Source organism: Bacillus sp. FSL R5-0523 (genome assembly GCF_037975295.1).
Taxonomy (GTDB): Bacteria; Bacillota; Bacilli; order Bacillales; family Bacillaceae; genus Bacillus; species Bacillus subtilis.
Genome location: NZ_CP150251.1, coordinates 3126215 through 3152708 on the forward strand (window position 1 = coordinate 3126215; position 26494 = coordinate 3152708).

The following is a 26494-nucleotide window of genomic DNA, read 5'->3' on the forward strand; positions in this document are numbered from 1 at the left end:
GTAAAGGGGAGCCTTTTTCCTATAAAACAAGTGCTGCAATCCAGCCAAAGATGACAAGCGGAATATTATAAAATATAAATGTCGGCACACAAGTATCCCAAATGTGGTGATGCTGGCCGTCCGCACTCAAACCTGAAGTCGGCCCAAGCGTACTGTCACTGGCAGGTGAACCGGCATCGCCGAGGGCAGCAGCAGCTCCGATAATCGCAATCGTTGCCATCGGGCTGAATCCTAGCTGCATGCATAGAGGCACAAAGATGGTTGTGATAACAGGAATCGTCGCAAAAGAAGATCCGATTCCCATTGTAATTAATAAGCCGACAATGAGCATCAGCAATGCGCCCAAGGACTGACTGTGTCCGATAAAACCGGCTGACGTTTTGACCAGTGACTCGACATCTCCGGTTTTCGTTAATACGTTTGAAAACCCGGCTGCAACAAGCATGACAAAGCCGATAAAGGCCATTAAAACCATTCCATCAGTAATCAGTGAGTCCGCTTCATCACGCTTCATCACACCGCTGACAAACAGAACAATCAGACCAGCGAGCGCCCCCATAATCATTCCTTCTACTCCCAAAGTCTGAGATAAGTAAAGCTGGACGCCGAGTGACACAACAATGGCTAGAACCGCGATACCAATACTTTTTCTCGTATATGGCGATGCTTCTGCACCTGAAATGTCTTTTGTTTCATATTGTTTCGGTTTACGGTATACGATCACTGATAAAATAAGGCCTACAACCATACCTGCAACTGGAATAATCAGTGCGTACGGAATATCAGCAAGCGGAACGTTTAATCCGGCATCCGCCATATTGTCCTTCAGCATTCCCTGGAAGATTTGGCCGAAACCGACCGGAAGCAAAATATAAGGAGCCGTTAAGCCAAATGTAATTACACACGCGATCAGACGGCGGTCCATTTCAAGTTCATTAAAGATTTTCAAAAGCGGCGGAATCAGCACCGGGATAAACGCGATGTGAACCGGAACGACGTTTTGCGAAAAACAAGATACAATTAAAATAATCAGCACAATCAGCACCTTAGACAGTGCTTTTTTTCGAGAATCTTCTTTATTTCCGATTAATTTAACAGAGGCTTCCACCATTGCGTCCGGAAGACCCGTTTTCGTCAAAGCGGCGGCAAACGCGCCAAGCATGGCATAGCTGACTGCAACGGTGGCATTTCCGCCGAGACCGTCTGTGAAAGCTTTAACCGTTTCGCCAAGACCGAGCCCGCCAGTTAACCCGCCGGCCAAGGCGCCTATAATTAATGCGATAACAATATTGACACGCAGCAGGCTTAATACAAGCATAAGCAGGACTGCGATGACGACTGCATTCATGATGATACCCCTCCAAAATCCTTTAGTTTGCTAATGTAGTAGATAAATAAAGTACGAACGTATCGTATCATAACCGATCCACTTTAGTCAACTAAAGATTCCAGAAGAAAAAAATCCCTGCCGCATCATAACAGCAGGGATTTTTCATTACTCGTTTTTATCTTCTTCCAATGTAAATCGCTCCGCAAGTGTAGCCAGTGTTCTTGCCATAACGCCGGTAGCCCCGGACGGCCCGAAGCAGGTAGCTTTATTGGCAGTCGCTGTGCCTGCAATATCAAGGTGAACCCAAGGTGTTGACTCAGCGAATTCACCAAGAAACGTTCCTGCCATAATCGCATGTCCCTCGCGTCCCGGTGAATTGTTGAGATCCGCCATTTGGCTGCTTTTCACGCGTTTTTTATCCTTCTCTGTTATCGGCAGCTGCCAGATCGCCTCTCCGCACTCTTGTGCAGCATCAGCTACCTGCTGGTAAAAGCTTTGATCATTTGTCATTGCACCGGTTGTTTCTGTTCCTAATGCCACAACGACGCCGCCGGTAAGCGTAGCTACATCGACAAGAACTGACGCGCCATGCTGTTTCGCGTATGTAATGCCATCTGCAAGCACTAGCCTTCCTTCAGCATCCGTATTAAGGATTTCTATTGTTTTTCCGCTTAAAGATACGATCACGTCATCCGGCTTCATGGCCCCGCCGGAGATCATATTATCGGTTGATGGAATAACGGCCAGCACGTTTTGCTCAGGACGAAGCTCTCCGATCGTTTCCATAGCACCGAGAACCGCAGCTGCTCCTCCCATATCTGATTTCATGCCGACAATTCCAGATTTCGTTTTAATGGAGTAGCCGCCTGTGTCAAAGGTAATTCCTTTCCCGACTAGTCCAACGACGTTTTCCCATTCCTTTTTGCCCTGGTATTTCAACACAATCATTTTCGGCGGTTCGGTGGAGCCTTGGTTTACCGCAAGTATTCCGCCCATACCGAGCTCTTCCATCTCTGATTTCTCCAATATTTCACACTCAAAATCATATTTCGCCGCAAGCTCTTCAGCATACGAAGCAAGGTCAGTCGCTGTCAGCATGTTTCCCGGCATATTCACAAGCGTTCTAGCCGAATTTGTCCCTTGTCCGTATGCCTGGCCGACGCGAAGCCCCGCCTGCACTTCCTGTGTATCTTCATCTGTTACAACATACACGGCTTCAATTTGTTTGTCAGGCTCATTTGATTTGTGCTTATAATCCTGCACCTCATAGGAAGCAAGCAGGCAGCTCTCAGCTAAAGCATGAGCGGCATCGGCTGGAGGCACGTCTTCCGAAATAAACGTATCAAGCAGGACAGCAGTTTCTTGTTTTCGATCTTTATGAATGGCTTGAAAAACATGAGCAAAACGTTCCTTCGCCTGTTCAAACGAATAATTTGCTTCTCTCCCCAGACCAACGAAATAAATCCGTTTCATACCCGCAGAAGATGGAGGGAATACTTTTGATACTTGATTCGGTTTCGCAGAGACATCACCCTCTTTTAAAAGCTGTGTCAGATGGCCTTCGAGCATTTCATCAATTTCCAACGCTTTTCCTGTCAGCTGGCTTTTTTGAAAAAGCCCGACCACAAGGGTTTCTGTATGCTCTGATTGTTGAACCGCATAAAACATGAGGCTTACACTCCTAACGTAATGGGTATTTGTAATGAACAATGGTATAATAGGAAAAACATTCTTTCCACTATACTTATTTTAACAAACAACAGTCTAAGACTTGCTTTTTTCTTTTGAAACACGAAGGATTTTTCAAATAGAAAGGATGTCGCCGATGGAACTTTTAACGAATTTTCCTTTATTATCAAGCCTGGCCGCAATTATTTTTGCTCAGGTCATCAAAGTGCCCATACAGTTTATCGTGTCCAGAAAACTGGACTGGTCGCTGGTCACAAGCACAGGCGGCATGCCCAGCTCTCACTCCGCAGCGGTCACTGCACTTTCAACAGGCGTAGCCTTGGAGCATGGATTAGACTCCTCACTCTTTGCGGTTTCCGCCATTTTCGCCGTCATCACCATGTTTGACGCAACTGGCGTCAGACGTCACGCCGGTGAGCAGGCAACAGTCATTAATAAGCTTGTCATTGATTTTAACCGTTTCGTAAATGAAGCGAAGGACTTCCCTAAGGCTGCAGAGAAAGAAAAGCAAAAAAAGCTGAAAGAGCTTCTCGGACATCAGCCGATCGAAGTCTTTTTCGGAGGACTAACAGGTATTTTACTGACATTGGCACTCGCTTACTTTTTCATGTAAAAAAACGCTCCTGCTTTCGCTGGAGCGTTTTATTCTTTCACAGTTTTATATTGATTTCTGAACACTTGCAAAGATTTTGTTTCATTGAGCTTCTCAAGCTCATCCTCCGTAATCTTTCCCGTTCCCTTTTTAATCACATATACATCAAGGGTTTTTTTGCCCCATTCATTGTATACATCTTTGACTGTCTCATAGTACAGATCAAGGCGGTTTCCCTTAATAGCTGATCCTGTGTCGGCCACAACTCCGAGACCGTAGTTCGGAATGAATAAAATTGTTCCGATCGGGAAAACGGACGGGTCAGCAGCAACCGTGGAATATAAATCCCTTTTCACTTTCACACCTGAATATGTAAGCCCGTATAATGGATCACCGGGATTTTTGCCCGTCGACTCAGCTCCTGCTGTGTAGCCTGTTGCTGTTACTCTTTGGACTGGATATTCATCCCAATCAAATGCCTCTTCTAACGGTTTTGTTTTATCCTCAGCCGCGGACGTGGTTTGTGTTTGTTTCTGCTGCAATGCTTTTAATGTCAGTCCTGCATGCTTCAAGTGCTTTTCCTGATGTTCCTGCACCCATTTTGACAAGTCCTTCGCTTCAATTCCTGACACTGATAAAAATGTCGTGCCAAATGCAAGCAGAAATAAACAGGTCATCAGCAAACGTCTGATCATATTCACATCATTCACCTCTCCTCCGAATCATTGTTCCCAAGTGGAGAGAGCATTATTCAAAATGATGAATGAGCTGAACGCATAAAAAAAGCTTTCTTTAGAAGAAAGCGGCATTTAAAACATTTGATATCCTCTTTTTCTGAGCATGTTGATCGCTATACCGGACACGATGGCGCCGGCCAAACCGCTGACTAAAATCAGCACATCGGCAGCCGCTAATGATAAGACACGATGAAACAGGCTGGCAAAGGATTCTCCCGGCGACTGGACATAGCTGATCAGCTTTTCTTTGCTGATAATGAAAAGGCATACAATCGGATAAATCACAGCCATAATCCAAGACATTCTCAGCAGCATGTTTAATAAGAAACCGATTCCAAAAAACAAGACAAAAAACAAAACAATTGAGATGATTACGACTGGCAGACTAATCAACCTATTCCACCCCCCTGCGTTGTTTTTAGTGTAACGCGGGGGCTGAAATAAAGTCAACGGCTGGAAAAAGAATGACTGTCTTTTCCTGTCCCCTGGCAAGACGGACAAGTCTCTGAACCGCCGAGAATCAATTGAAAATATCCTTTTCCTGAACAAAATGGGCATGCATGTGAAGCGGTTGTCGTTGCAGTTTTCATCTAACCATCACCCTTTTTCTCAATTTTCTGATAATATAACATATCAGACTGTCAACAATAAAGTCAGATCATGTGACAAATCTTTTGATGTAAGCGGAAACATACTTGTTTTCCTCTCGTTCTCTTTTTATTTTGGCGTTTTTTAATAAAGAAAACCCGCTTCCGCGGGTTTTTAGAAAAACTTGAACTTGCCTTTTTTCAGTGTCAGTCCGAGTCCGCCAATCATAAACAGTGAGCGGTTATCAATGACTTTTTTCATAAACGAAGCGGGCGTGCCTTTCAGCTTTCTGCCATAAACAACCCCAACCGCGTTATGCTCGCCAAGAGAAGCCACTGTTCCCTTAATGTCCGGCTTAAATTCCTCAAGCTCTCCGCCTTTAATAAGCCTGCCAAGATTTTTAGCGACCGTTATGCCCTGCTGCATTGCAATTTGCGCAGTCGGCGGATACGGGCGCTCTGTATCTTCATTCATAAACAGCGAGCTGTCGCCGAGAATAAAGACATTGTCATGTCCCGGGGCGCGGAGATCAGGGTTGACTTTGACCCGGCCGCGCATATTCTCAAAACCGGCTTCCTCCACAATCGGATGGCCGCGGACACCTGCTGCCCATACAACGGTTTGCGATTTGATCTGCTCTGGTTCCTCATCTTTTTTGCCGACTCTGACTCCTTCCGGTGTGCATTCTTGTACAGCCGTGCCGATCTTGAACTCAACTCCGTTTTCCTCAAGATAATGTACGGCGTAATCAACAAGTTCCGGATCAAAGCCCGGCAAAACGGTCGGCGCTGCTTCCACACAAATAATGCGGACAAGACTTCTGTCAACGTCATATTCCTTACAGAGCTCCGGCACGCGAGCCGCCAGCTCGCCAAGAAATTCAATTCCCGTAAATCCGGCACCGCCAACAACGATCGTTAACCTGTCCGGCCGTTTTTCCGCTTCCGTATTGTAAGTCGCAAACTGAAGCTCAATATGTTCCCGCAGCAGGCGCGACGTGTTGATGTTAGCAATCGGAAACGCATATTCTTTTAAGCCTTTAATGCCGAACGTTTCAGGCACGGCGCCGAGCCCGATGACTAAATAATCGTACTGCAGCTCTCCATTCGCAAGCACAACTTTTTTCTCATCAATTTTGATTGCCTTTACGGTATCCTGTACAAAATTCACCCGTGACTGGTTGATTACATCTTTTATCTGATAACGGCAGCGGTCATGATGGAGCGTACCCGCGCTCGCTTCATGCATCCATGTCGTTTCATAATGATAATTGTGTTTATTTACAAGCGTAATTTCAGCATCATTCGGACCGACATATTTCGTCAGCCTCGTCACCGTCATCAATCCGCCATATCCTGCACCTAAAATCACGATTTTGGGCTTATTCAATGCCATCACATCCACCTTCTCTTTTTTTGCTTTTGTTAGACCCATAATAAAATCATCATTTGTGTTAGCTTCAGCTTATTGGCGGGATTTTATGAAATATATTGAAAAGTTTTTTGTGAAGTCCTTACCCATAGCACTATTATCATGTTTATCCGGCTGGCCCAAGAAACATTCAGAAAAAGATCATTTCATTTGGTTATTATCGTAGCGGCCTGCGGAAATATTTTCAAGAACGGATGGGCACGTTAGATCCTTACGATTTTTTCTGCTGACTCGTCAATTTGAACGGCAATATGGTATAATTAATAACAATTTTCATTTAGGAGGCAATTTTCGTATGCGAGAGGATACAAAGGTTTATGATATTACAATTATAGGCGGGGGACCGGTCGGCTTATTCACCGCTTTTTACGGCGGGATGAGACAGGCAAGCGTCAAAATTATCGAAAGCCTGCCTCAGCTCGGCGGACAGCTTAGCGCCCTATACCCTGAGAAGTATATATATGATGTAGCGGGATTCCCGAAAATCCGTGCGCAAGAGCTTATCAATAACCTAAAAGAGCAAATGGCGAAATTCGACCAAACCATTTGTCTGGAGCAAGCGGTTGAATCTGTTGAGAAACAAGCGGACGGCGTGTTTAAGCTTGTAACAAATGAAGAAACCCACTACTCTAAAACGGTCATCATCACTGCAGGAAACGGCGCATTCAAACCGAGAAAGCTGGAACTTGAAAATGCCGAGCAGTATGAAGGCAAAAACCTCCATTACTTCGTTGATGATCTGCAAAAATTTGCCGGCAGACGCGTTGCGATCCTTGGCGGTGGAGATTCCGCGGTTGACTGGGCGCTTATGCTTGAGCCGATCGCAAAAGAAGTATCGATCATTCACCGCCGTGACAAGTTCCGTGCGCACGAGCACAGTGTGGAAAACCTTCATGCGTCGAAGGTTAATGTCCTGACACCATTCGTCCCTGCGGAGCTGATCGGCGAAGACAAAATTGAACAGCTTGTGCTTGAAGAAGTGAAAGGCGACCGCAAAGAGATTTTAGAAATTGATGACTTAATCGTCAACTACGGTTTCGTTTCATCTCTTGGACCGATCAAAAACTGGGGTCTGGACATCGAGAAAAATTCCATTGTCGTAAAATCAACAATGGAAACAAATATCGAAGGCTTCTTTGCAGCAGGTGACATTTGTACATACGAAGGAAAAGTCAACCTGATTGCCAGCGGCTTCGGTGAGGCACCGACAGCAGTGAACAACGCCAAGGCTTACATGGACCCGAAAGCCCGTGTACAGCCTCTTCACTCAACAAGTCTTTTTGAAAATAAATAATAAAAAAGGGAGCTTGTGTCTGCGACACAGCTCCTTTTTTATTTGAAGATATTTATATAATTCAATGCAGTTCCTACAACCAGCGCAATCACAAGGGCTGCGACTACCCAGATCATTGCCATAATAATGCGGTCCTGAATCTTTTGGGACTTCGGTGTTTTTTCTTCGTTTTGGGCCATCTTATTCGCTCCTTTCCCATGTCCATGCCATAAAGAAAGCCTGGTGCTGAACGACCAAGCTTTGCTGAACGTATATCATTCGCGTTTTGATCCGCTCTCTAAGACCATTCGTTAAAACTATGATACCTAAACTCACCCTGCATGACAAGCTTCGGCACTTGCACCACACCTGCCAGCAAATCATAATGTTTGACATCCTAAATAAAACAGAGTACATTATAGAAGGCGAACATTTCATATATTATACTTTTAAATATTCGTTTTTAGGAGTGAAAACCATGGAAAACGTATTTGATTACGAAGATATTCAGCTAATTCCTGCAAAATGCATTGTAAATAGGCGTTCAGAATGTGATACATCCGTACGTTTAGGCGGACGTACATTTAAATTACCCGTCGTCCCTGCCAATATGCAGACGATTATAGATGAAAAACTAGCGATTTCATTAGCCGAAAATGGCTACTTTTATGTGATGCACCGATTTGAGCCTGAGACACGGATTAATTTTATTAAAGATATGAACGCACGCGGGTTATTCTCTTCTATCAGCGTGGGCGTCAAAGAGGAGGAGTATGAATTTGTCCGCCAGCTGGCAGAAGAAAATCTGACTCCTGAATACGTGACAATTGACATTGCTCACGGGCACTCAAATGCTGTCATTGAAATGATCCAGCACCTTAAAAAACATTTGCCAGACAGCTTTGTTATTGCTGGCAACGTCGGAACGCCGGAAGCAGTCAGAGAGCTTGAAAATGCGGGAGCGGATGCCACTAAAGTCGGCATCGGACCGGGAAAAGTATGTATTACGAAAATCAAAACCGGCTTCGGCACAGGCGGCTGGCAATTAGCAGCGCTGCGCTGGTGTGCCAAGGCTGCCAGCAAACCGATTATCGCGGATGGCGGCATCCGCACCCATGGCGACATCGCAAAATCAATCCGATTCGGCGCAACGATGGTCATGATCGGTTCACTATTTGCCGGACACGAAGAATCGCCAGGCCGAACGATCGAAAAAGACGGAAAGCTTTACAAAGAGTACTTCGGCTCAGCCTCTGAATTCCAAAAAGGCGAAAAGAAAAATGTCGAAGGCAAAAAAATGCACGTGGCGCATAAAGGCTCAATCAAGGATACACTGATTGAAATGGAGCAGGATCTTCAATCTTCTATTTCTTATGCAGGCGGAACAAAGCTTGACGCCATCCGCAATGTGGATTATGTGATTGTGAAGAATTCCATTTTTAATGGGGATAAATATTAATCATAAAAAAAACGCCAAGTCAGCGGTTCTCCGCTTGAGTTGGCGTTTTCTGCTACTTCTTCAGCAAAGTAAGCTTAGATTTGCTTTTTGAATTTATCTTCCATCAGTTCTGCCATTTGTTTTGCATTTGGATTTTCTTCATTTTGCAACTGTTCAATGATGTTCATATAATCCGTTTCATTTCGGTTCTGGCTTAATTTATATGCCGCTTGAATGTCTTCCACCTTAATCTTAAATCCAACGATACCTTTCAATTCACGTTCTAAGAGTTTTGGAGAAAGCTTATCCCATAAAACAGGATTGTCACGATGTTTTTCGTATTTCTCCAGCATGATTGTTAATTCTTCTGCTAATTCTTCTTTCTCTAACATACTTGCTTTTCCATACATGTGGACAGCCTGATAATTCCACGTCGGAACATTTTCACGCGAATACCAGGAAGAAGAAATATAAGCGTGCGGTCCCTGAAACATCACAAGCACATCTTCACAGGCTTCAAACGTTCTCCACTGAGGATTTCCATAAGCGAAATGCCCCGTAATATAGTAATGATCGTCTTTTTTATTGAATCCTAACGGCAAATGTGTGGCAATTGGTTTTCCTTGTTCTGTTGTGACAATCGTACCAAAGGAGTTTTCTTGTACAAAATTCCAAATGTCTTCAGCATTTGTGACTTTAAAATATTTTGGAATATACATCATCATCCACCCTTCGAAAAATACTATATGAGTGTTTTAGCCATGATTAAATCCGTTTGCTCTTCATCACCCATATAAAAAGAGTGGGCGCCGGTCTGAACAAACCCCATTTTCTTATAAAAGGCAATGGCATTTTCATTTTTTTCCCACACGCCTAGCCAAATGTTCTTTTTATTACGTTCCAGCGCAATTTCTATCGCTTTATTCAGCAGATGTTTGCCAAGCCCATGTTTTTGAAAGCTGTTCTTTATATAAATCCTCTCGATTTCAAGTGATTCAGCACCCATTTCTTCAGACTGAGCATCATCGATATTGACCTTTACATATCCAGCGATTTCATGATCAAAGTAAACAAAAAAGAATTGCGAAGACATATTGGATAACTCTTTTTCCAGCTGCTCAGTGTTAAATGCGCTTTCTAAATAGGCTTTCATATTTTCAGGTGAGTTCTGTTCTTTAAAAGTGTCATTGAATGTTTCAATACTCAATTGTTGGAGTGTTTGTAAATCTTCCCGGCTGCATTTTTTCATTTTTACACTCATTGTTCGGATTCAGCCCCTTTATTTAAAATTCAATTGTCTTGGTCCCTTTTTAATATAGTTAAACACAGAACAGATACTGACCTTGTTACCATTCCAAAAATCTTCTTCATCATCAACTCCCTATCGTCGATTTTGTTGTAAATGCAATAAAATATACTCCGCATTAAATATAACGTAACTTTGCTGTATTTACAACAAAAATCAAACAACAAAGCAGCGTTTCTCTTGCCGAAGTTCCCGGAACTCTCTGCATCATTTCCCCATAATAAAAACGCCTCCCTTAACGATGATTTATCGCTAAGAAAAGCGTCAGTAATAGTTGCTATCCGTTTTTGGTGCTTAGCACTCTTCAGGCTTGCCTGCATTCGTTGCTGTTCTAAACGAAGAACCGCAGCCGCATGAAGCGATGGCGTTTGGATTGTCGATGGTGAAGCCGCCGCCGAGCATGGATTGTTTATAATCAATCACGGTGCCGTTCATGATGTCAAGGCTTTCTTTGTCAACTAGAACAGTGATGCCTTGCTGATCAAACACACTGTCTGATTCACTCTTTTCATGCTCAAAGCCCATGCCGTAAGAAAGTCCGCTGCAGCCGCCGCCTTTGACGCCTACACGCAGAAACGCGTTTTCTTCTTCATGCTCTTTCATCATATCTTTTATATGCAAAGCTGCTGCTTCTGTAATTGTTATCGGGTTGCTCATCATTGAACCTCCTTTTAAAAACCGGTTGCTGTCTTTTATTATAAACATGATCGTTCCAATTCTCAAACAAGGTGTTTTACAAGAAATAGACACCCTCACAAACGGTTTCAGCCGGCCCTGTCATCATTACATGGCCGTTATCTTTCCAGTTTATCACCAAATCCCCGCCTGCTAAATGCACCGTGATGTCTTGATTTCGCTTTGATACGCCGTTTAATACAGATGCGACTGCCGCTGCACATGCTCCTGTCCCGCATGCCTGAGTAATCCCTGATCCCCGTTCCCAGACGCGGAAATGCAATTCTTGTTCATTCACGGTTTCAACGAATTCCACATTGATGCCTTCCGGAAATCTCGGATCTTTCTCAATCACCGGCCCCAGTGTCGTTAAGGGTGCCTGTTCAATGTCTGCGATCGGAAAAACGATATGCGGATTTCCCATTGAAACGGCAGTGCCTGTTAGTTCTACTTCACCAAATGCCATCGTTTCATTGATTGTGTGCTCTTCCCCGCCGTCAAGCATCGGAAGCTCGGATTTTGTCAAGCGCGGTTCGCCCATATCGACAGTGACCACATTCACTTTTCCGTTTTCGACTTGAACCTCCGCAGTTACAAGCCCGGAGAGAGTTTCAATCAGAAAAGATGTTTCCTCAACCAGCTTATGCTCATATGCGTATTTTGCGACGCAGCGCAGGCCGTTGCCGCAGTTTTTCCCTTCAGACCCGTCATTATTAAAAATCCGCATTTTGACAGGCGCTTGGTCTGATGGGCATATCAGGATCATTCCGTCGGATCCGATCCCTGTATAAACAGAAGAAACCTGAATTGCAATCTCTGACAGTTTTTCTTCTGGAAGCTGTTCTTCAAATTGATTCACATAAATATAACTGTTTCCCAGGCCGTGCATTTTGGTAAATCGAAATGAGTTCATAGGTGCCTCCAACTTTTTTTCTTTTTCTTAGTATAAAAGCTATTATAAGCGGACACAATACAATTATCCCCCGTTTTTCATACATAAAAGCTCCTTGCACTGACGCAAGGAGCTTTTATCGTTTATATAAACATGCCGGCAATGGCTGCGCTGAGCAGATTGGCTAACGTTCCTGCAAGAACAGCCTTCAGGCCGAGACGCGCGATATCTGAACGGCGGCTGGGCGCTAATCCGCCCAGCGTACCAAGCATAATCGCAATTGATGAAAAATTGGCGAATCCGCATAACGCGAAACTGATAATGGTAGCAGTTTTCTTAGAAAACTCGCCGATGTGCGGACCGAAGTTAGAATAAGCGACAAACTCATTCAGCACCAATTTCTGGCCGATATAGCTTCCCGCCTGCAATGCTTCATGCCAAGGCACGCCAATCAAAAAGGCGATAGGAGAAAACACATAGCCGAGAATGGATTCTAATGTTACGCCTTTTAAACCGAACAAGCCGAAAGCCCCGCCGAGAATACCGTTTACTACAGCGATTAACGCAACAAACGCAAGCAGCATCGCCCCAACGTTTAACGCAATTTGCAGTCCTGTTGACGCTCCCTTTGCAGCTGCGTCAATGACATTGGCTGCGCCTTCGCCTTCATCCATTTTGAAATCGCTTTTTACGGTTTGCGTTTTTTCCGTTTCGGGTATAATCAATTTACCAAAGACTAGTCCAGCTGGAGCAGCCATAAAGCTGGCCGCCAGCAAGTATTCAATCGGAATGCCGAGAAGCGCGTACCCAAACAAGGTAGATCCCGCTACTGCCGATAGACCGCTCGTCATAATCGTAAACAACTCAGAGCGTGTCAGCCCGACAATCAGGGGTTTGATCACTAACGGAGATTCTGATTGTCCTACAAAAATATTGGCAGCAGCCGCCAGAGATTCCGTTTTGCTTGTTCCAAGGAGCTTCGACAATCCGCCGCCAATGACACGGAAAACGAGCTGCATGATTTTCAAATGATATAAAACTGCAATCAGTGCTGAGAAGAAAATGATAACGGGCAGTACACTTAATGCAAATGCCGGACTGTCTCCGACCTTTAGAAGCGGTCCAAAAATAAAACTGATGCCTTCATTCGCATAGTCAATCAGAAGCTGTACACGGCTTGAAAACCATAAAAAAACAGCGCGTCCCGCTTCCCATTTCAACACGATGTATCCAAACGCCACCTGTGTGCATAAACCAACGATGACGGTTCTTATCTTAATATTGCTTTTCTTTTCTGAAAATAAAAACGCGATAGCAATGATCGCAACTGCGCCCAGCAGCCCCCACAGAACATTCATGAATACTCGTACACCTCTTAAATTTTATTTAAAAAAATATCTTTTATACGATAACAATAATATTTTTTGATGTCTACACATTTTTTAGTTCTTTTGTACGACAAAATAAAAAAGGGCCCGTCCAGGCCCTTTTCTTTAAAACATTGGATTTTCTTCAATAAAGGTATATATATTCTCAACAAGCTCAGCAGGCGTTTCACCCATGACGACTTCTCCGTTTACCAGAGCGAAAAGCGATTCCATGCATGTCCCGCAGTAGCTTAAGCAGCCATATTCAAGGACATCAAGGTTGGGATCCTTCTCCAAAATCGCCCGGGCTTCCTGAGAGCCGTGAGCCAGATTGCTGACACAAAATTCAATCATTGGATTCATGCGGTTTCACCTCACATATGTCCATTATCGCGAATTTTTCACTATTCGTCAAAGACAAAGGATGATACAAAATTTATTATCGTAACATATTATTTCTCAAATAACGTTTTACTAATTTATGTTTTCAGGCTAAATTGTAGGTTATTTTGAAACTATTATTGTGATTTTAGATCAAATTCGATATAATTCTAGATGTTATTTTACATAGTTCGTATTTTCTTCAATGTGTCTATCATACTCTTCGGATTAAAGGGGAATTCAAATGAAAAAATTGGTCTTGATCGGCGGAGGTTACGGGAACATGCGTGTTCTTCATCGCTTATTGCCAAACCAGCTGCCTGATGATGTTTCAATCACGTTAATTGACAGAAATCCTTATCACTGCTTGAAAACAGAATATTATGCCCTTGCCGCAGGCACAATTTCTGACCATCATATCAGAGTGTCATTCCCAGAGCACCCTCGCCTGGATGTCCAATACGGTGATATCACATCAATTGATATTGTACAAAAACAAGTGCTGTTCCAAGATCGTGAACCGATTTCTTACGATGACGCCGTAATCGGGCTCGGCTGTGAGGATAAATATCACAACGTGCCGGGAGCGCCTGAATTCACCTACAGTATTCAAACCATCGATCAGTCCCGCGAAACCTACCAAAAGCTGAATAATCTAAGCGCTAATGCCACCGTTTCCATTGTCGGAGCGGGCTTAAGCGGCGTTGAGCTTGCAAGTGAATTGAGAGAAAGCCGTGATGACCTGAACATTATTTTGTTCGACCGCGGTAATCTCATTTTATCAAGCTTTCCCGAGCGTTTAAGCAAATATGTGCAAAAATGGTTCGAAGAGCACGGTGTCCGCATTATTAACAGGGCAAATATCACAAAAGTAGAAGAAGGCGTTGTGTATAACCACGATGATCCGATTTCTGCAGACGCCATTGTGTGGACAGCCGGCATTCAGCCAAACAAAGTCGTCAGAGACTTAGATGTGGAGAAGGACGCACAAGGGCGTATTGTATTAACGCCTCATCACAATCTTCCAGGTGATGAACATCTGTACGTTGTCGGCGATTGCGCCAGCCTTCCTCATGCACCGAGCGCCCAGCTGGCAGAGGCTCAAGCAGAGCAGATTGTCCAAATCTTGCAAAAACGCTGGAATGGAGAAGCCCTGCCTGAATCAATGCCTCAGTTTAAGCTGAAAGGCGTCCTCGGTTCACTCGGAAAAAAAGCCGGCTTCGGGCTTGTTGCTGACCGTCCGCTGATCGGCCGTGTTCCGCGTATGCTGAAATCCGGCTTGCTGTGGATGTATAAACACCATAACGGTTAATGATAGAGAAGAACCGCTGATCAAGTCAGCGGTTTTCTGTATACCCATGCTTCTCCATTTCCTCATAAACGTCTTTTAATTTCGGATTGCCTTCACCGACAATTTTGTCTTCTACGAGCACAAGCGGATAAAAATACTCGTCATTTCTGATTTTTTCCGCAAGCTCTTTCGCATGTTCATTGTCAGGCGGCTCATAAATATCGATGTACTGCATCTCAAAAGGCTGATTTGGATATTTTCTTTTCAGCGCAGCCTCAAGCCACTCGTATGTATCCTTGGCTGTCGGCATATTGACACAGCTCGCACAAACGGTTTCTGCCCCGTACACGCTGAGCATGACTGGTTTCATCACTTGTAAACGCCCCCTTCTCCTATGTAAGTCCTTTCTTTTAAGTATACAGAGCCAAAGGGCGTTTTTATAGAAAAAAACCGTTTTTGTGTTGAAGTCTGAATGTGCTATAATAGGGAAAGCAACTTTGCAAACCAAACAATAGATTTTTATTGTTACACTGAATATAATGGTTTTATGACGACGAAAGGAGCGAATGTCATGACTGAAGTTGAAATGAAAGAACAGGTGCAGGAAGTACTGGACAAACTTCGTCCGTTTTTACTTCGTGACGGCGGTGACTGTGAGCTTGTAGACGTAGATGAAGGTATCGTTAAGCTTCGTCTTCTAGGCGCATGCGGCAGCTGCCCAAGTTCAACAATTACGCTGAAAGCCGGAATTGAGCGCGCTCTTCTAGAAGAAGTGCCGGGTGTCGTTGAAGTAGAACAAGTCTTTTAATAAAGCAGCCAGGCTGATATTTGATCAGCCTGGCTTTTTTATTAGAGATGTTGATCAAACCATGAGCTGATATAATTCAGGCGCTTGATCCGCTGTCTTGGGTGTCCGGTGCGTGACAAATTGTGCGATGCATTCGGAAAACGGACAAGCATGGTTTCCTTGCCCATTTTTTTCAGAGCGATAAACAGCTGCTCCGCCTGCTCGATCGGGCATCGGTCATCCCGCTCGCCATGCAGTATCAAAAGCGGTGTCTCCACGTTTGCTGTGTATTTTAAAGGAGACCGGTCCCAGAGCTTTTCTGTGTCCTCAAACATGTCATGCTCAAGCTGCCAGTCTGTAAAGAAATAGCCGATATCACTGACGCCGTGAAAGCTGATCCAGTTTGAAATCGAGCGCTGGGTGACGGCAGCTTTAAAGCGGTTTGTCTGTCCGACGATCCAGTTGGTCATAAAACCTCCGTAGCTTCCGCCCGTGACACCAAGCCGCTTAGGATCAATATGCGGATCTCGCTTGATAGCCTCATCCACAGCTTTCATCACATCGTCATAATCCTTTCCTCCATAATCTCCTCTGACCGCATTCACAAATTCCTGCCCGTAGCCGTGGCTTCCTCTCGGATTGATATAAACGACCGCGTATCCTTTTGCCGCCAGCACCTGAAACTCATGAAAATATGTATGTCCGTACATCATATGCGGACCGCCGTGTATGTTGAGAATAAGTGGATATGTTGTCTCACCTTCCATTTGTGCAGGCTTCATCAGCCAGCCGTTCACCGTCACGCCGTCTTCTGTAGCATATTGAATCTCTTCAGGTATTGATATCATATGCTCACTGACAAACTTGTCATTCGCGCCAGTCAGCTGTTTCTCTTCCTGTCCAAGCGGGATACTGTAAAGCTCACTCGGTCTGTCCGGCTTTGTCACACTGGCAATAAAGTGCTGTTCATCAGGTGAAAGAGAAAAGCTATTGATGTACTCTTTTTCCAGACGAACTGGATACACAAGGCCTTCAATCGAAATATAATAGATGCCCGTACTGCCTTGATCTGTGCCGATGACATAAAACCCTTGGCTGTCCTTTGTCCAAATCGGGCGCTGTTCAGCACCACCGATCAATGAATCTCCAATCAGCGCATCCGCTAAATGAACGTCCAGCATCTCAGTCAGACATGTGAGGCGGCCTTGTTCGATATCATAGAGCCACGCCTTTGAGAGCGTTGCATTCTGATATTCCTTTTCATTTCCAAGGAAAGCAAGATACCTTCCGTCTGGTGAAAATGAACTTGATCCGAATGAGCCGCGATGAGGTGTAACTTGCTTAAGATCTCCAGACTCCAATGACATTATGTAAACATCATGAGGCTTGCTGGCATCATCTGTTTCAGTTAAATTAGCTGAGAAAACAAGCCATTTGCCGTCAGGAGAAAAAGCAGGATCACCATGATCAGCTTTGTGACTTGTCAGCTCCTTCATCTCACCCGACTTTACGCTGACAAGCACAAGCTGGGCATACGCGCCTCTCGTCAGCCCTTTGCCGTCCCGTTTGTAGGAGAGGCTTTGCACTTCAACAGGTTCATAGCTGTCCTGCTCTGTTTTTTCTCGGTCATCAATGCTTTCTCCCTCTCCCAAACTGACAGTGACCAGAATCGATTCGCCATCCGGGGACCATATTGGCTTTGACACGCCATACGGGATATCAGTCAGTTTTCTCGCTTCTCCGCCTTCAGCGCTCATCATATACAGCTGGGCCGCATCGCCTTCTCGATCAGAAATAAAGGCAAGCGTGCGCCCGTCCGGAGACCATCTTGGGTCGGTGCTTCGCTTTTCTCCATGTGTCCAAGGAACAGATCCACCCGTTTTCGTTTCATAGATCCATATATTTGATGTATACGAATCTTTCTCTTGATTTACTTGTGATTTTACATATGCGGCACGGGTGCCGTCTGGGGCGTATTGAGGATCGGTCACAGAGACAATCGCTGTGATGTCGTCTGCGGTTATCAGCTTTTTCATATTCATCTCCTCCTTTTTACATGTATTTCGTTTTTCTAAATAAAAACTCCTTTATCTCCAGCAAAAAAAAGCGCCCTCCGCTGACGCTGAGGAACGCTTGGCATGATCTATACACTTTTTACTTGATATAAAGGATTTCGCTCTATTATACTTCCCTCTTTCGGAACGGTCAAAGCGTCTACTTCACAATGAGGGAAATGAAGCGCGAGCTGTTCTTTTAGCTCTTCTCCCTTTCCTTTTTCGGTCATGACGAGAATCGTTGGGCCTGCTCCGCTGAGAGCCGTTCCATATGCGCCCTTCATCTCGGCGACGTGCTCTACTTTTGACAGCTCAGGCACAAGCATCGCCCGGTACGGCTGATGGAACATATCCTTCTTCATGATTTTCCCGACAAGCGGCCAGTCCTTAGACATGATCGCAGCAATGAGGATATTGCTGACAGCACTTGCTTTTACGGCATCGGCATATGGAAACTCCTTCGGAAGCACGTCTCTCGCGTCTCTTGTCAGCACTTCGTAAAAAGGAATGACAACGACTACGTCAATGTCAGCATTCGGGACGCGGATCATTTGGGTCTCGTCATCCTCATGCAGGCCGATCACAAGTCCGCCGACGAGAGAAGCGCCAGCATTGTCCGGGTGTCCTTCTTCTAGACTGGCTAAATGCAGCTTGTCCGCTTCAGACAGCTTTAAGCCGCATAATTCATCAGCCAGTTCAATGGCCGCTACAATCGCCGCGGCGCTGCTGCCAAGGCCGCGTGCAAGCGGGATGTCGCTCCACACCTTCACATGGACAGGAGGCATTTCTTTTCCGTACAAATCTGCGGTCCGTTTAGCCACTTGATAGATCAGGTTATCTGTACCCGCCGGAATTCCGGCGACTGTTTCTGTTTCAGCCTCAAAAGACCATTTGTCGCTTTCAAAGACGGTCAGCTTCAAATATCTGCTGAGCGCCATTCCGACTGAATCAAAGCCGGGGCCTAGGTTAGCTGTGCTTCCGGGAACAGTGACAGAGAACAGCATGTCGGCTTCGTTCATACACGGGCCGCTCCTTTTACATATTCAAGGATGCTGTCTTCATCAGTCGGCAATGTGACGGGCTTGATTTCTGAAATGTCGACCGCTGTGTTCGGATCTTTCAGTCCGTTTCCTGTTAACACAGCTACGACCTTGCTGCCTTTCGGAATTTCTCCGGATTTCACCTGTTTCAGCACTCCTGCGATAGACGCGCAAGAACCTGGTTCTGCAAACACGCCTTCTACACGGGCGATCAGCTGATATGCGTGAAGGATTTCATCATCAGTGACTTCGTCAATTTTCCCATTGGATTCCTCGGCTGCCTTTACAGCTTTGTCCCAGCTTGCCGGGTTTCCGATACGAATGGCTGTCGCTATTGTTTCAGGATTTTCAATCACTTCATTGCGCACGATTGCCGCCGCACCCTCAGCTTCAAAGCCGCGCATTTTCGGAAGGCCTGTGCCGTTTTTCTCATGATATTCCTTGAAGCCCTTCCAGTACGCAGTGATGTTTCCCGCGTTTCCGACCGGGATCGCTAAAACATCCGGCGCTTGCCCCAGCTGTTCACACACTTCGAAGGCAGCAGTTTTTTGGCCTTCAATGCGGTAAGGGTTGACTGAATTGACAAGGGCAATCGGTGATTTCTCACAGATGGAACGGACAATTTTAAGCGCATCGTCAAAGTTTCCGTCAATTGCGATAATCTCGGCTCCGTACATGACAGCTTGAGCGAGTTTTCCAAATGCAATTTTTCCGTTCGGGATGATGACAATGCATTTCATGTTAGCACGGGCTGCATATGCTGCCGCAGCAGCGGAAGTGTTACCTGTTGACGCGCACATAATCGTGTCATTGCCTTCTTCTTTTGCCTTGGCCACAGCCATAACCATACCGCGATCTTTAAATGATCCCGTAGGATTGACGCCTTCCGTTTTGACATGAAGCTCAATTCCGAGCTGCTCAGACAGCTTCGGCAGGTGAATAAGAGGTGTGTTTCCTTCATGTAAAGTTAGCGCCGGTGTTTGATCTGTTACAGGTAAAAATTCTTTATATTGATGGATAAGTCCTTTCCACATTAGCTCCAACCGTTCCCTTCTACACGATATGTGCTTTTGACTTCTTGAACGACTTCCAAATCATTTAGGTTTTGCAGGATATCACTGAAATCAGCTTCTGATGTATGATGTGTGACAATTACGATTTCAGCTAACTCATCATGGCCTTTAATTGGCAGCTGAAGGATTTTTTCAAAGCTCACGCCCCGCTCTGAGAACACAGATGTAATTTTCGAGAATGAACCAACCTCATCTTTTACATGAATTCTTAAAAACTGCTGTGCATAAATGTCAGACGGCGATTTCATGTTTTTCTCATATTGCGGTCCGACAAAGCTGTTGCCGGTTACACCGAGGCGCATATTTTTCATGACAGCGACGAGGTCAGAAACAACGGATGTCGCTGTCGGCATGCTTCCGGCTCCCGGCCCGTAGAACATCGTCTCACCGACAGCCTCGCCGTATACATAAACAGCGTTAAACTCATTATGAACAGCAGAAAGCGGATGATGGTCAGGAAGCAGTGTCGGCTGTACGCTGACCTCGATTTTGCTGCCGTCACGCTGAGCAATCCCGATCAGCTTCATTGTATAGCCGAGGCGTTTGCTGAAGCTGATGTCCTCGTCTGTAATTTGGGAGATTCCCTTTACTTTGACATCTTCCAGATCCACGTTCATCGAGAAGCCGAGGCGCGCCAATATCGCCATTTTCCGTGCGGCGTCAAGCCCTTCCACGTCAGAAGTCGGATCAGCTTCGGCAAAACCGAGATCCTGCGCTTCCTTGAGCACTTCCTCGTATGGGCTTTTCTCTTTGATCATTTTTGTTAAGATAAAGTTTGTTGTGCCGTTCACAATTCCCATCATTTTTGTAATTCGATCTGATGAGAGGCCTTCCTCTAACGTGCGCAGAATCGGAATCCCGCCGGCAACACTGGCTTCAAAGTAGATATCGCATCCATTTTCCTTCGCTTCGGCAAGCAGCTCGGAGCCGTACACAGCCATTAAGTCCTTGTTTGCTGTGACAACATGCTTTTTCGATCTCAGCGCGTCGACCAAATATTGTTTTGTCTGTTCAACGCCGCCGATCACCTCGATGACGACATCAACATCTGGATCATCAATGACATCATACACTTCTGTCGTGAGCACTTCCTTCGGCAAATCTACTTCTCTCTTTTTCTCTATATCTTTTACAAGCACTTTTTTTATCGTAACCGGACAGCCGACCTGATGCATAAGCTTATCCTGATGGTCTTGAATAATTTTAACGACACCGCTTCCGACGGTACCTAAACCTAAAAGCCCTACACGAATCGCTTTCAAAAAAACTCCACCTTTCTTTTGATTGTCCTCTTGAAAAGGACAATTGTTAACTCAACGCAGACATATAAGTTACAAACATTATATAAGCCCGCTCCTGTTTTGACAAGACAGCACTAGGCTGAATTTTGCGAATGTAAACGCTTAACGCATTGATATGACAAGATTCTTTATTTTCTAATTATTTTTGTCAGATTTTCTCCTCACCCTGAGCTGCCTTTGCCGAGCCAGCTGACGCGTGGAACAAACAGCTTCTGCGCCCTCATATTCATGAATTCCTGCGCTGTATTGAGAAATTGTTCATAACGCCCACAGTCATTAAGAATGAAGTCAAGCTGTTCTTCAAAATAATGCTTTTCTGATTCTGATGACATGTAATAGCTTTCCACGATTTCAAAATAATGAAGCGGGAAAAGCAGGCGGCTGTATAAAAGGCGTTTCGAAAACGAAGACAGCGGTGTGACTTGCTCGTATTCCTGTAAAAAGAGAAAGCCCTGCTGATTAAAATCTTGTCTGTGATGCAAATACGTATGCCTCATATATTCAGCCAAATCACGGGAAGCGTGGTCAAACACCCAATCGGCCGGAATTCTGATCAATGATTCCGGTGACCATGTATGCCTTTCCATCCGCTGATGGCATATCGTTCCTGAATCAGCGGCTTGGGGCTTGTCATCCAGTTCAGTGTCCACTAAATATTGTATCGCGTTTTCTGACAGTCCTAAATAATATGGAAATGATTCGATCATTTTTTTATCGAATGGCTCATGCGGAGGGGTCTGAACCTTTCTCTGCCAAAATGCTTCCAGCTGATCAATTCGTTTTCCCCACAGATCCTTCCACTGGCCGATTCTTCCGGCTGCCTTCACCTCATACGGATATCCTCGGCCTTTTCGGTGAAATTCCGCCAGCTCCGCTCCAATGGAGAACGCCCTGTTTGAATAAGGGGGGGCCGCCTTCAGCAGAGCGTACGTTTTTCCCTCATGTTCAAATGTCAGCTCACCTTCTTTTGTAAAGATAAAAACTGAAACGTATGGGTCACTTTGTTCTTGTAAATACTGACTCATGTAATAAAGCTCCGCCAGCTCTGTATCTGAGAATTGGGAAACGGGGACAATCAGAAAGTATGAATTAGGCGTCTGAAAGCATTGATATGTGTGCTGGTACATGGAAAGCTGCCTGATGTGAATGCCGTATTTTTCTTTTATTGTACCTTTCACCATGATCACCTGCCTGTTGAATTAGGGCTCATCACATCGTAGTCATACACAGCCGGAATTATGAATACATATTTTAATCCGAAGAAGGCGCAAGAAAAAGTCGTAAACTTCTCAAGCATTTTGTATAAACTAGTAAAAAAGATTGGGTGAAGCTGATGTCAGAAAACGAACAATTCAGTCAGATGGAAGCTAAAGCAAGAGCACGGATGAAGGAGCGCGGCGTTGAGGTATCAGACATTGCCGAGCTTGTCTTTTTTCTGCAGAAAAAATATCATCCGGATTTAACCATTGATGAATGCACGCTGAACGTCAATCGTGTTCTCGCAAAACGCGAGGTGCAAAACGCGATTTTAACGGGCATTGAATTGGATGTTCTTGCTGAGCAGAAAAAACTGTCTGAACCGCTGCAAACGATGCTGGAAATAGATGAAAGCCTATATGGAGTAGATGAAGTTCTGGCATTTTCCATTGTGAACATTTACGGATCGATCGGGTTTACGAACTACGGTTACATCGACAAAGAAAAACCCGGAATCCTTAAACAATTGAATGATAAATCAACCGGTGAATGCCATACTTTTTTAGATGACATCGTCGGAGCGATTTCCGCCGCGGCTTCAAGCAGACTTGCTCACCGCGCGCGGCATACAGAATAAGGGCACCCTTTAGGGCGCCCTTTTTTCAAATGTATGGAATCCATTCAGTCAGAGAGTCAATGGCGTGAGTCGGTTTTTCCATATCGTCTGTCATATGTTCTCTTTTCGTTACGCCTGTGTGAACGAGCAGCGTATCCATACCCGCGTTAATGCCGGCCATAATATCAGTGGCGTAGTTGTCGCCGACCATGAGTGTTTCAGACACATCTGTGCCGAGAACGCGCATCGCCTGCTCCATAATAATTGATTCCGGCTTGCCGATAAATACAGGCTGTACACCTGTAGATACGGTTAACACCGATGTCAGTGAGCCGTTTCCCGGCAGAAGCCCTCTTTCAGTCGGAATCGCAATATCTCCGTTAGTGGAAATAAAGCGGGCGCCATTTCTGATTGCCAGGCAGCCGACAGCAAATTTTTCGTATGTAATGGAACGGTCGATGCCAACAACGACAAAGTCCGCGTTTTCTCCGCCAAATGTCAGGCCATTTTCTTCAATCGCCTGACGGATTCCTTCCTCCCCAATCACATACACAGACGCGTCTTTTTTCTGCTGTGCAATGTGCTGGGCAGTTGCCATGCTGGTCGTGAAGACCTGCTCTTCTGTTGCCGGAATATCAAAAGACACGAGCTTGTCCGCTACCTGCTTCGGTGTGCGCGAAGAGTTGTTTGTCACGAAAAGATAAGGAACGCCGCGATCTTTCAGCGTTCTGACAAATTCACACGCTTCCTCGATTTTTTCCGTGCCATTGTACATCGTTCCGTCTAAATCAATTAAATACCCTTTATATGTTTTCATATCCAACACTCCTGTGGCTTTCCAATTGTTATTTAAACGCAGAAACAGGTCCTAGCTCTGTTTCCAAATAGCTTCTGATCCGTTTCGGGAAGTCCTGAAGAGCTGTTTGATGCGCCTTGATCAGCCTATAAAGCTCGCCGCTGTCAGCGAGCAGATACTGTTGAACCAACGTTTTGCGGTAGGCGATCAATTTTTTGAGCTCATCACCCTCTTTTTCCGTGACAACTTTCTCATCAACAAGTATATCCATAATGTCGTCATAGCTGCCCGGGTCCCGCATAATAAAGCCGTCAATCATATCATTGCCTGTATCCAAAATGCATTCGATTAACAGATGGCCTATACGCTGAAGTGCCAATTCCCCGATTTCAGACTGCCAGTCTGTTTGTGAGTCAAATAGCGCCAGCTGGTGCTCGAAGAACCCTAGTGTTTTCTCGATTTTGCTTCTGTCAACAAAATACATGACAGCATCCCCTTTGTGTATATTTATTTTCTGATCCGTTTCAAGACAAAATACGCACAGCCGAAATTGCAGTATTCGTAAATATATTCATCTAATGTGCTGATTTTCGTTTCGAAGGTTGCCTTTTGATTCTGGTCGTCAAAGAAGCCCTTGAGCCTTAACTGACCGTATCCCCAGTCTCCCACAATATAATCGTATTTATTTAATATATCGGAGTAGCGGGCTTTAAAAGCCTCTTCGTTGAAGCCGTCTTTGAAATTGTGCACCAATTCAAATTCGGCATTTTGAATAAGAATCATGATCTCACCTCTTTTTCACTCATTCCTATCATAATTCATTGCCCCGTCCCCATCAATTGCTAAAGAATAAATCATGCGATTTGGCTACCCTACACATGAGGAGGGATTGATAAATGAAACGAACCGCTGTCAGCCTCTGCCTGCTGACCGGACTTTTATCCGGGTGCGGAGGCGCAGGATTGGATAATGCCCAAAATGTCCGGAATCAGACGCAGAATCAAACCAAACCCATTCATGTGTCGGACCGCAACGAGGCTTTTAACAGGCATAATGAGAACGAACAATTTGGCTATGTCCGCTATCAAAAAGAACAATTTGACGGAGACCAGCAGAAAACGCCGGTGATGAACCGGAAAGAAACCGCTCACATGATATCAAGTTTAACGGTTCAGCTCCCCCATATTCAAGATGCTGCGACATTGGTGACTGACCGAGAAGCGCTTGTCGTATACAAAACCGATTCTAAAAACCGGGAGCTGACCGCCGATCAGGTGAAAAAAACAGCGGCTTCCGTGATACCGCGATACTATCACGTGTATATTTCCGATAATCCAAACCATATGCAGTCCGTCGAAAATTACAGCAATCTCGGCTCTGGTTCAAGGGATATCAGAGAGATCATGTCGGGGACGATTCAAGAAATGAAAACCTCCCCGCAAGGAAGCCCTGTCTCAGAGAATGAAAATGCCAATGGAGAAACGCGTCAGGACATGAAAATCGATAGGAATGACAAAAACGCCAGATGATCTGGCGTTTTGGCATTATGCTTGGGCTTGACGCTTTTTAGATGCTTCGTTTACTTGTTCATCCGCATGGTAAGAGGAACGGACAAGCGGACCGGCTTCACAATGGCTGAAGCCTTTTTGCATCGCGATTTCTTTTAATTCTGCAAATTCATCAGGATGGTAGTATTTTTGGACTTTCAAGTGTTTCTTCGTCGGCTGCAGATATTGGCCGATTGCCATAATATCCACGTTGTTCGCCAAGAGGTCGTCCATTACTTCAATAATCTCTTCTTTTGTTTCGCCGAGCCCGATCATGATACTTGATTTTGTCGGAATGTCAGGCTGCATTTCCTTCGCACGGCGCAAAAATTCCAATGAACGGTCGTACGTCGCACGCGCACGGACTCTTGGCGTCAGGCGGCGAACCGTTTCGATATTGTGATTCAGGATGTCTGGGCGTGTATCCATTAAGGTTTTTAGGTTATCGTAGTTTCCGCCCATATCAGACGGCAGCACCTCAATTGTTGTGAACGGGCTTTTTCTGCGGATCGCACGGACAGTTTCCGCGAAAATGCCTGCCCCTCCATCTTTCTGATCGTCACGCGCAACAGCCGTAATAACCGCGTGCTTCAGATTCATAAGCGCGACTGAATCCGCTACGCGTTCCGGCTCTTGCAGGTCAAGCTCAGTTGGAAGGCCTGTTTTGACAGCACAGAAACGGCATGCTCTTGTACAAACAGAACCTAAAATCATAAATGTCGCTGTACGTCTGACAGCCCAGCATTCATGAATATTCGGACATTTTGCTTCTTCGCATACGGTATGAAGGTTGTTTTCCCGCATGAGTTTTTTGAGCCCTGTATAGTTTTCATTTGTATTTAATTTAATTTTAAGCCATTCGGGCTTTCTGAGGTGTTCGTCTTTCTTTGCCAATTCCCATCATCTCCAATATCCAATATACTCAATTTCTGACACGAAACATTCTGAAAACGAGAAAGGTGCAGGTTTTAGTTCTGCAACAAAAATAATGTTTTTCTAACTAAAGAAAGTCTTTTCTTTAGACACTTTAACATAGGAAAAATTTCTCGACAAGGGAAGATGATTACTGACATTTTTAAGCCGGGTTGCCGCA

The 26494-nt window shown here is 45.0% G+C and carries 30 protein-coding genes; 7 read left to right on the top strand and 23 right to left on the bottom strand.

The features are described from left to right. Positions 1–19: 19 nt before the first annotated feature. The gene (locus tag NYE53_RS16065; RefSeq protein WP_003228736.1) at positions 20–1348 is read right to left on the bottom strand and encodes a Na+/H+ antiporter family protein; all 1329 of its coding nucleotides are present in this window, start codon (positions 1346–1348) and stop codon (positions 20–22) included. 147 nt (positions 1349–1495) lie between these two features. After that, entirely contained in the window at positions 1496–2998 is a 1503-nt protein-coding gene (locus NYE53_RS16070) for a leucyl aminopeptidase (RefSeq protein WP_133954419.1), read from the bottom strand. 157 nt (positions 2999–3155) lie between these two features. On the opposite strand from NYE53_RS16070, the gene NYE53_RS16075 reads away from it, so the two are divergent. Beyond that, positions 3156–3632, top strand: coding sequence for a divergent PAP2 family protein (locus NYE53_RS16075; protein WP_003228732.1), 477 nt, complete (start codon positions 3156–3158; stop codon positions 3630–3632). 29 nt (positions 3633–3661) lie between these two features. Here NYE53_RS16075 and spsC read toward each other — a convergent pair whose 3' ends face one another. The 4 genes from spsC to NYE53_RS16095 form a co-directional block, all read right to left on the bottom strand. Next, positions 3662–4306, bottom strand: a complete 645-nt coding sequence (spsC, locus tag NYE53_RS16080; RefSeq protein WP_163182295.1) for a stationary phase survival protein SpsC — start codon at positions 4304–4306, stop codon at positions 3662–3664. A 114-nt stretch (positions 4307–4420) separates the two neighbouring features. Further along, a complete protein-coding gene (locus NYE53_RS16085; RefSeq protein WP_003243877.1) occupies positions 4421–4741 on the bottom strand; it encodes a YuiB family protein in 321 nt (106 codons plus the stop codon). Between the two features lie 53 nt (positions 4742–4794). After that, complete coding sequence (locus tag NYE53_RS16090) at positions 4795–4938, bottom strand: YuiA family protein (RefSeq protein ID WP_003243733.1); 144 nt, start codon at positions 4936–4938, stop codon at positions 4795–4797. A gap of 172 nt (positions 4939–5110) precedes the next feature. Beyond that, complete coding sequence (locus NYE53_RS16095; protein ID WP_047183579.1) at positions 5111–6331, bottom strand: NAD(P)/FAD-dependent oxidoreductase; 1221 nt, start codon at positions 6329–6331, stop codon at positions 5111–5113. A gap of 331 nt (positions 6332–6662) precedes the next feature. Here NYE53_RS16095 and yumC point away from each other — a divergent pair, with 331 nt between their 5' ends. Then, the gene (gene yumC / locus NYE53_RS16100) at positions 6663–7661 is read left to right on the top strand and encodes a ferredoxin--NADP reductase 2 (protein WP_003220618.1); all 999 of its coding nucleotides are present in this window, start codon (positions 6663–6665) and stop codon (positions 7659–7661) included. Positions 7662–7699: 38 nt separating this feature from the next. Here yumC and NYE53_RS16105 read toward each other — a convergent pair whose 3' ends face one another. Continuing rightward, positions 7700–7840 (bottom strand): hypothetical protein, encoded by a 141-nt coding sequence (locus tag NYE53_RS16105; RefSeq protein WP_003228723.1) that lies wholly within the window; start codon positions 7838–7840, stop codon positions 7700–7702. A 278-nt stretch (positions 7841–8118) separates the two neighbouring features. Between NYE53_RS16105 and guaC the strand changes: the two genes are divergently transcribed. After that, positions 8119–9099 carry a GMP reductase gene (gene guaC / locus NYE53_RS16110; RefSeq protein WP_339245625.1) on the top strand — a complete coding sequence of 327 codons (981 nt, stop codon included), beginning with the start codon at positions 8119–8121 and terminating at the stop codon, positions 9097–9099. 74 nt (positions 9100–9173) lie between these two features. Here the strand turns inward: guaC and paiB are convergent, their stop codons facing one another. The 6 genes from paiB to NYE53_RS16140 form a co-directional block, all read right to left on the bottom strand. Next, positions 9174–9797: a protease synthase/sporulation negative transcriptional regulator PaiB gene (gene paiB / locus NYE53_RS16115; RefSeq protein WP_339245627.1), complete on the bottom strand. Its 624-nt coding sequence runs from the start codon at positions 9795–9797 to the stop codon at positions 9174–9176. A 23-nt stretch (positions 9798–9820) separates the two neighbouring features. Next, on the bottom strand, positions 9821–10339 hold the full coding sequence (gene paiA, locus NYE53_RS16120; RefSeq protein WP_014477872.1) for a spermidine/spermine N(1)-acetyltransferase: 519 nt from the start codon (positions 10337–10339) through the stop codon (positions 9821–9823). 339 nt (positions 10340–10678) lie between these two features. Then, the gene (locus tag NYE53_RS16125) at positions 10679–11041 is read right to left on the bottom strand and encodes an iron-sulfur cluster assembly accessory protein (RefSeq protein WP_339245628.1); all 363 of its coding nucleotides are present in this window, start codon (positions 11039–11041) and stop codon (positions 10679–10681) included. 76 nt (positions 11042–11117) lie between these two features. After that, a complete protein-coding gene (gene dapF / locus NYE53_RS16130) occupies positions 11118–11972 on the bottom strand; it encodes a diaminopimelate epimerase (protein ID WP_163117223.1) in 855 nt (284 codons plus the stop codon). Between the two features lie 122 nt (positions 11973–12094). Then, a complete protein-coding gene (locus tag NYE53_RS16135) occupies positions 12095–13309 on the bottom strand; it encodes a NupC/NupG family nucleoside CNT transporter (RefSeq protein ID WP_339245630.1) in 1215 nt (404 codons plus the stop codon). A gap of 135 nt (positions 13310–13444) precedes the next feature. After that, positions 13445–13681: a YuzB family protein gene (locus NYE53_RS16140; protein WP_003222913.1), complete on the bottom strand. Its 237-nt coding sequence runs from the start codon at positions 13679–13681 to the stop codon at positions 13445–13447. 262 nt (positions 13682–13943) lie between these two features. On the opposite strand from NYE53_RS16140, the gene NYE53_RS16145 reads away from it, so the two are divergent. Next, the gene (locus tag NYE53_RS16145; RefSeq protein ID WP_251188297.1) at positions 13944–15011 is read left to right on the top strand and encodes an NAD(P)/FAD-dependent oxidoreductase; all 1068 of its coding nucleotides are present in this window, start codon (positions 13944–13946) and stop codon (positions 15009–15011) included. A gap of 25 nt (positions 15012–15036) precedes the next feature. Here NYE53_RS16145 and NYE53_RS16150 read toward each other — a convergent pair whose 3' ends face one another. After that, positions 15037–15363 carry a YuzD family protein gene (locus NYE53_RS16150; protein ID WP_014477874.1) on the bottom strand — a complete coding sequence of 109 codons (327 nt, stop codon included), beginning with the start codon at positions 15361–15363 and terminating at the stop codon, positions 15037–15039. Between the two features lie 99 nt (positions 15364–15462). On the opposite strand from NYE53_RS16150, the gene NYE53_RS16155 reads away from it, so the two are divergent. Further along, positions 15463–15798 (top strand): NifU family protein, encoded by a 336-nt coding sequence (locus tag NYE53_RS16155; protein ID WP_010886606.1) that lies wholly within the window; start codon positions 15463–15465, stop codon positions 15796–15798. Between the two features lie 41 nt (positions 15799–15839). Here the strand turns inward: NYE53_RS16155 and NYE53_RS16160 are convergent, their stop codons facing one another. The 5 genes from NYE53_RS16160 to cotNH all read right to left on the bottom strand — a co-directional run bounded on the left by NYE53_RS16160 (position 15840) and on the right by cotNH (position 22426). Further along, positions 15840–17813 (bottom strand): S9 family peptidase, encoded by a 1974-nt coding sequence (locus NYE53_RS16160; RefSeq protein ID WP_339245632.1) that lies wholly within the window; start codon positions 17811–17813, stop codon positions 15840–15842. Positions 17814–17920: 107 nt separating this feature from the next. Further along, positions 17921–18850 carry a homoserine kinase gene (gene thrB, locus NYE53_RS16165; protein ID WP_003228699.1) on the bottom strand — a complete coding sequence of 310 codons (930 nt, stop codon included), beginning with the start codon at positions 18848–18850 and terminating at the stop codon, positions 17921–17923. After that, the gene (gene thrC, locus NYE53_RS16170; protein WP_026113691.1) at positions 18847–19905 is read right to left on the bottom strand and encodes a threonine synthase; all 1059 of its coding nucleotides are present in this window, start codon (positions 19903–19905) and stop codon (positions 18847–18849) included. Before thrC ends, thrB begins: the two co-directional genes overlap by 4 nt. Further along, positions 19905–21206: a homoserine dehydrogenase gene (locus NYE53_RS16175; RefSeq protein ID WP_014477878.1), complete on the bottom strand. Its 1302-nt coding sequence runs from the start codon at positions 21204–21206 to the stop codon at positions 19905–19907. The genes thrC and NYE53_RS16175 overlap by 1 nt, the downstream gene beginning before the upstream one ends. A gap of 200 nt (positions 21207–21406) precedes the next feature. After that, positions 21407–22426 (bottom strand): spore coat-associated protein CotNH, encoded by a 1020-nt coding sequence (gene cotNH / locus NYE53_RS16180; RefSeq protein ID WP_268555090.1) that lies wholly within the window; start codon positions 22424–22426, stop codon positions 21407–21409. Positions 22427–22578: 152 nt separating this feature from the next. Here cotNH and NYE53_RS16185 point away from each other — a divergent pair, with 152 nt between their 5' ends. After that, the gene (locus NYE53_RS16185) at positions 22579–23079 is read left to right on the top strand and encodes a phosphatidylglycerophosphatase A (protein WP_327828662.1); all 501 of its coding nucleotides are present in this window, start codon (positions 22579–22581) and stop codon (positions 23077–23079) included. 25 nt (positions 23080–23104) lie between these two features. On the opposite strand, the gene nucF is transcribed toward NYE53_RS16185, so the two are convergent. From nucF to NYE53_RS16200, 3 genes are read right to left on the bottom strand one after another with little or no spacing between them, the layout of a single operon-like run. Continuing rightward, on the bottom strand, positions 23105–23875 hold the full coding sequence (gene nucF / locus NYE53_RS16190) for a 5' nucleotidase NucF (RefSeq protein WP_003243196.1): 771 nt from the start codon (positions 23873–23875) through the stop codon (positions 23105–23107). Positions 23876–23903: 28 nt separating this feature from the next. After that, entirely contained in the window at positions 23904–24338 is a 435-nt protein-coding gene (locus tag NYE53_RS16195) for a DUF86 domain-containing protein (protein WP_003228684.1), read from the bottom strand. Positions 24339–24361: 23 nt separating this feature from the next. Next, positions 24362–24637, bottom strand: a complete 276-nt coding sequence (locus NYE53_RS16200) for a YutD family protein (protein WP_003228682.1) — start codon at positions 24635–24637, stop codon at positions 24362–24364. 113 nt (positions 24638–24750) lie between these two features. Between NYE53_RS16200 and NYE53_RS16205 the strand changes: the two genes are divergently transcribed. Then, positions 24751–25383: a YhcN/YlaJ family sporulation lipoprotein gene (locus NYE53_RS16205; protein WP_251188300.1), complete on the top strand. Its 633-nt coding sequence runs from the start codon at positions 24751–24753 to the stop codon at positions 25381–25383. A 15-nt stretch (positions 25384–25398) separates the two neighbouring features. Here the strand turns inward: NYE53_RS16205 and lipA are convergent, their stop codons facing one another. Beyond that, positions 25399–26295: a lipoyl synthase gene (lipA, locus tag NYE53_RS16210; protein WP_003222888.1), complete on the bottom strand. Its 897-nt coding sequence runs from the start codon at positions 26293–26295 to the stop codon at positions 25399–25401. Between the last annotated feature and the right edge of the window lie 199 nt (positions 26296–26494).

What these genes read in the sequence shown, in the direction of transcription:
- NYE53_RS16065 (WP_003228736.1), bottom strand. Translation starts at nt 1,348, where the DNA reads ATGAATGCAGTCGTCATCGCAGTCCTGCTTATGCTTGTATTAAGCCTG.
- NYE53_RS16155 (WP_010886606.1), top strand. Translation starts at nt 15,463, where the DNA reads ATGTGCTATAATAGGGAAAGCAACTTTGCAAACCAAACAATAGATTTT.
- NYE53_RS16185 (WP_327828662.1), top strand. Translation starts at nt 22,579, where the DNA reads ATGTCAGAAAACGAACAATTCAGTCAGATGGAAGCTAAAGCAAGAGCA.
- NYE53_RS16070 (WP_133954419.1), bottom strand. Translation starts at nt 2,998, where the DNA reads ATGTTTTATGCGGTTCAACAATCAGAGCATACAGAAACCCTTGTGGTC.
- NYE53_RS16195 (WP_003228684.1), bottom strand. Translation starts at nt 24,338, where the DNA reads ATGTATTTTGTTGACAGAAGCAAAATCGAGAAAACACTAGGGTTCTTC.
- NYE53_RS16095 (WP_047183579.1), bottom strand. Translation starts at nt 6,331, where the DNA reads ATGGCATTGAATAAGCCCAAAATCGTGATTTTAGGTGCAGGATATGGC.
- nucF (WP_003243196.1), bottom strand. Translation starts at nt 23,875, where the DNA reads ATGAAAACATATAAAGGGTATTTAATTGATTTAGACGGAACGATGTAC.
- yumC (WP_003220618.1), top strand. Translation starts at nt 6,663, where the DNA reads ATGCGAGAGGATACAAAGGTTTATGATATTACAATTATAGGCGGGGGA.
- NYE53_RS16135 (WP_339245630.1), bottom strand. Translation starts at nt 13,309, where the DNA reads ATGAATGTTCTGTGGGGGCTGCTGGGCGCAGTTGCGATCATTGCTATC.
- thrC (WP_026113691.1), bottom strand. Translation starts at nt 19,905, where the DNA reads ATGTGGAAAGGACTTATCCATCAATATAAAGAATTTTTACCTGTAACA.
- NYE53_RS16160 (WP_339245632.1), bottom strand. Translation starts at nt 17,813, where the DNA reads ATGAAAAAGCTGATAACCGCAGACGACATCACAGCGATTGTCTCTGTG.
- NYE53_RS16125 (WP_339245628.1), bottom strand. Translation starts at nt 11,041, where the DNA reads ATGAGCAACCCGATAACAATTACAGAAGCAGCAGCTTTGCATATAAAA.
- NYE53_RS16205 (WP_251188300.1), top strand. Translation starts at nt 24,751, where the DNA reads ATGAAACGAACCGCTGTCAGCCTCTGCCTGCTGACCGGACTTTTATCC.
- NYE53_RS16075 (WP_003228732.1), top strand. Translation starts at nt 3,156, where the DNA reads ATGGAACTTTTAACGAATTTTCCTTTATTATCAAGCCTGGCCGCAATT.
- guaC (WP_339245625.1), top strand. Translation starts at nt 8,119, where the DNA reads ATGGAAAACGTATTTGATTACGAAGATATTCAGCTAATTCCTGCAAAA.
- NYE53_RS16105 (WP_003228723.1), bottom strand. Translation starts at nt 7,840, where the DNA reads ATGGCCCAAAACGAAGAAAAAACACCGAAGTCCCAAAAGATTCAGGAC.
- NYE53_RS16200 (WP_003228682.1), bottom strand. Translation starts at nt 24,637, where the DNA reads ATGATTCTTATTCAAAATGCCGAATTTGAATTGGTGCACAATTTCAAA.
- paiB (WP_339245627.1), bottom strand. Translation starts at nt 9,797, where the DNA reads ATGTATATTCCAAAATATTTTAAAGTCACAAATGCTGAAGACATTTGG.
- NYE53_RS16090 (WP_003243733.1), bottom strand. Translation starts at nt 4,938, where the DNA reads ATGAAAACTGCAACGACAACCGCTTCACATGCATGCCCATTTTGTTCA.
- paiA (WP_014477872.1), bottom strand. Translation starts at nt 10,339, where the DNA reads ATGAGTGTAAAAATGAAAAAATGCAGCCGGGAAGATTTACAAACACTC.
- NYE53_RS16145 (WP_251188297.1), top strand. Translation starts at nt 13,944, where the DNA reads ATGAAAAAATTGGTCTTGATCGGCGGAGGTTACGGGAACATGCGTGTT.
- thrB (WP_003228699.1), bottom strand. Translation starts at nt 18,850, where the DNA reads ATGAACGAAGCCGACATGCTGTTCTCTGTCACTGTTCCCGGAAGCACA.
- dapF (WP_163117223.1), bottom strand. Translation starts at nt 11,972, where the DNA reads ATGAACTCATTTCGATTTACCAAAATGCACGGCCTGGGAAACAGTTAT.
- NYE53_RS16140 (WP_003222913.1), bottom strand. Translation starts at nt 13,681, where the DNA reads ATGAATCCAATGATTGAATTTTGTGTCAGCAATCTGGCTCACGGCTCT.
- cotNH (WP_268555090.1), bottom strand. Translation starts at nt 22,426, where the DNA reads ATGGTGAAAGGTACAATAAAAGAAAAATACGGCATTCACATCAGGCAG.
- spsC (WP_163182295.1), bottom strand. Translation starts at nt 4,306, where the DNA reads ATGATCAGACGTTTGCTGATGACCTGTTTATTTCTGCTTGCATTTGGC.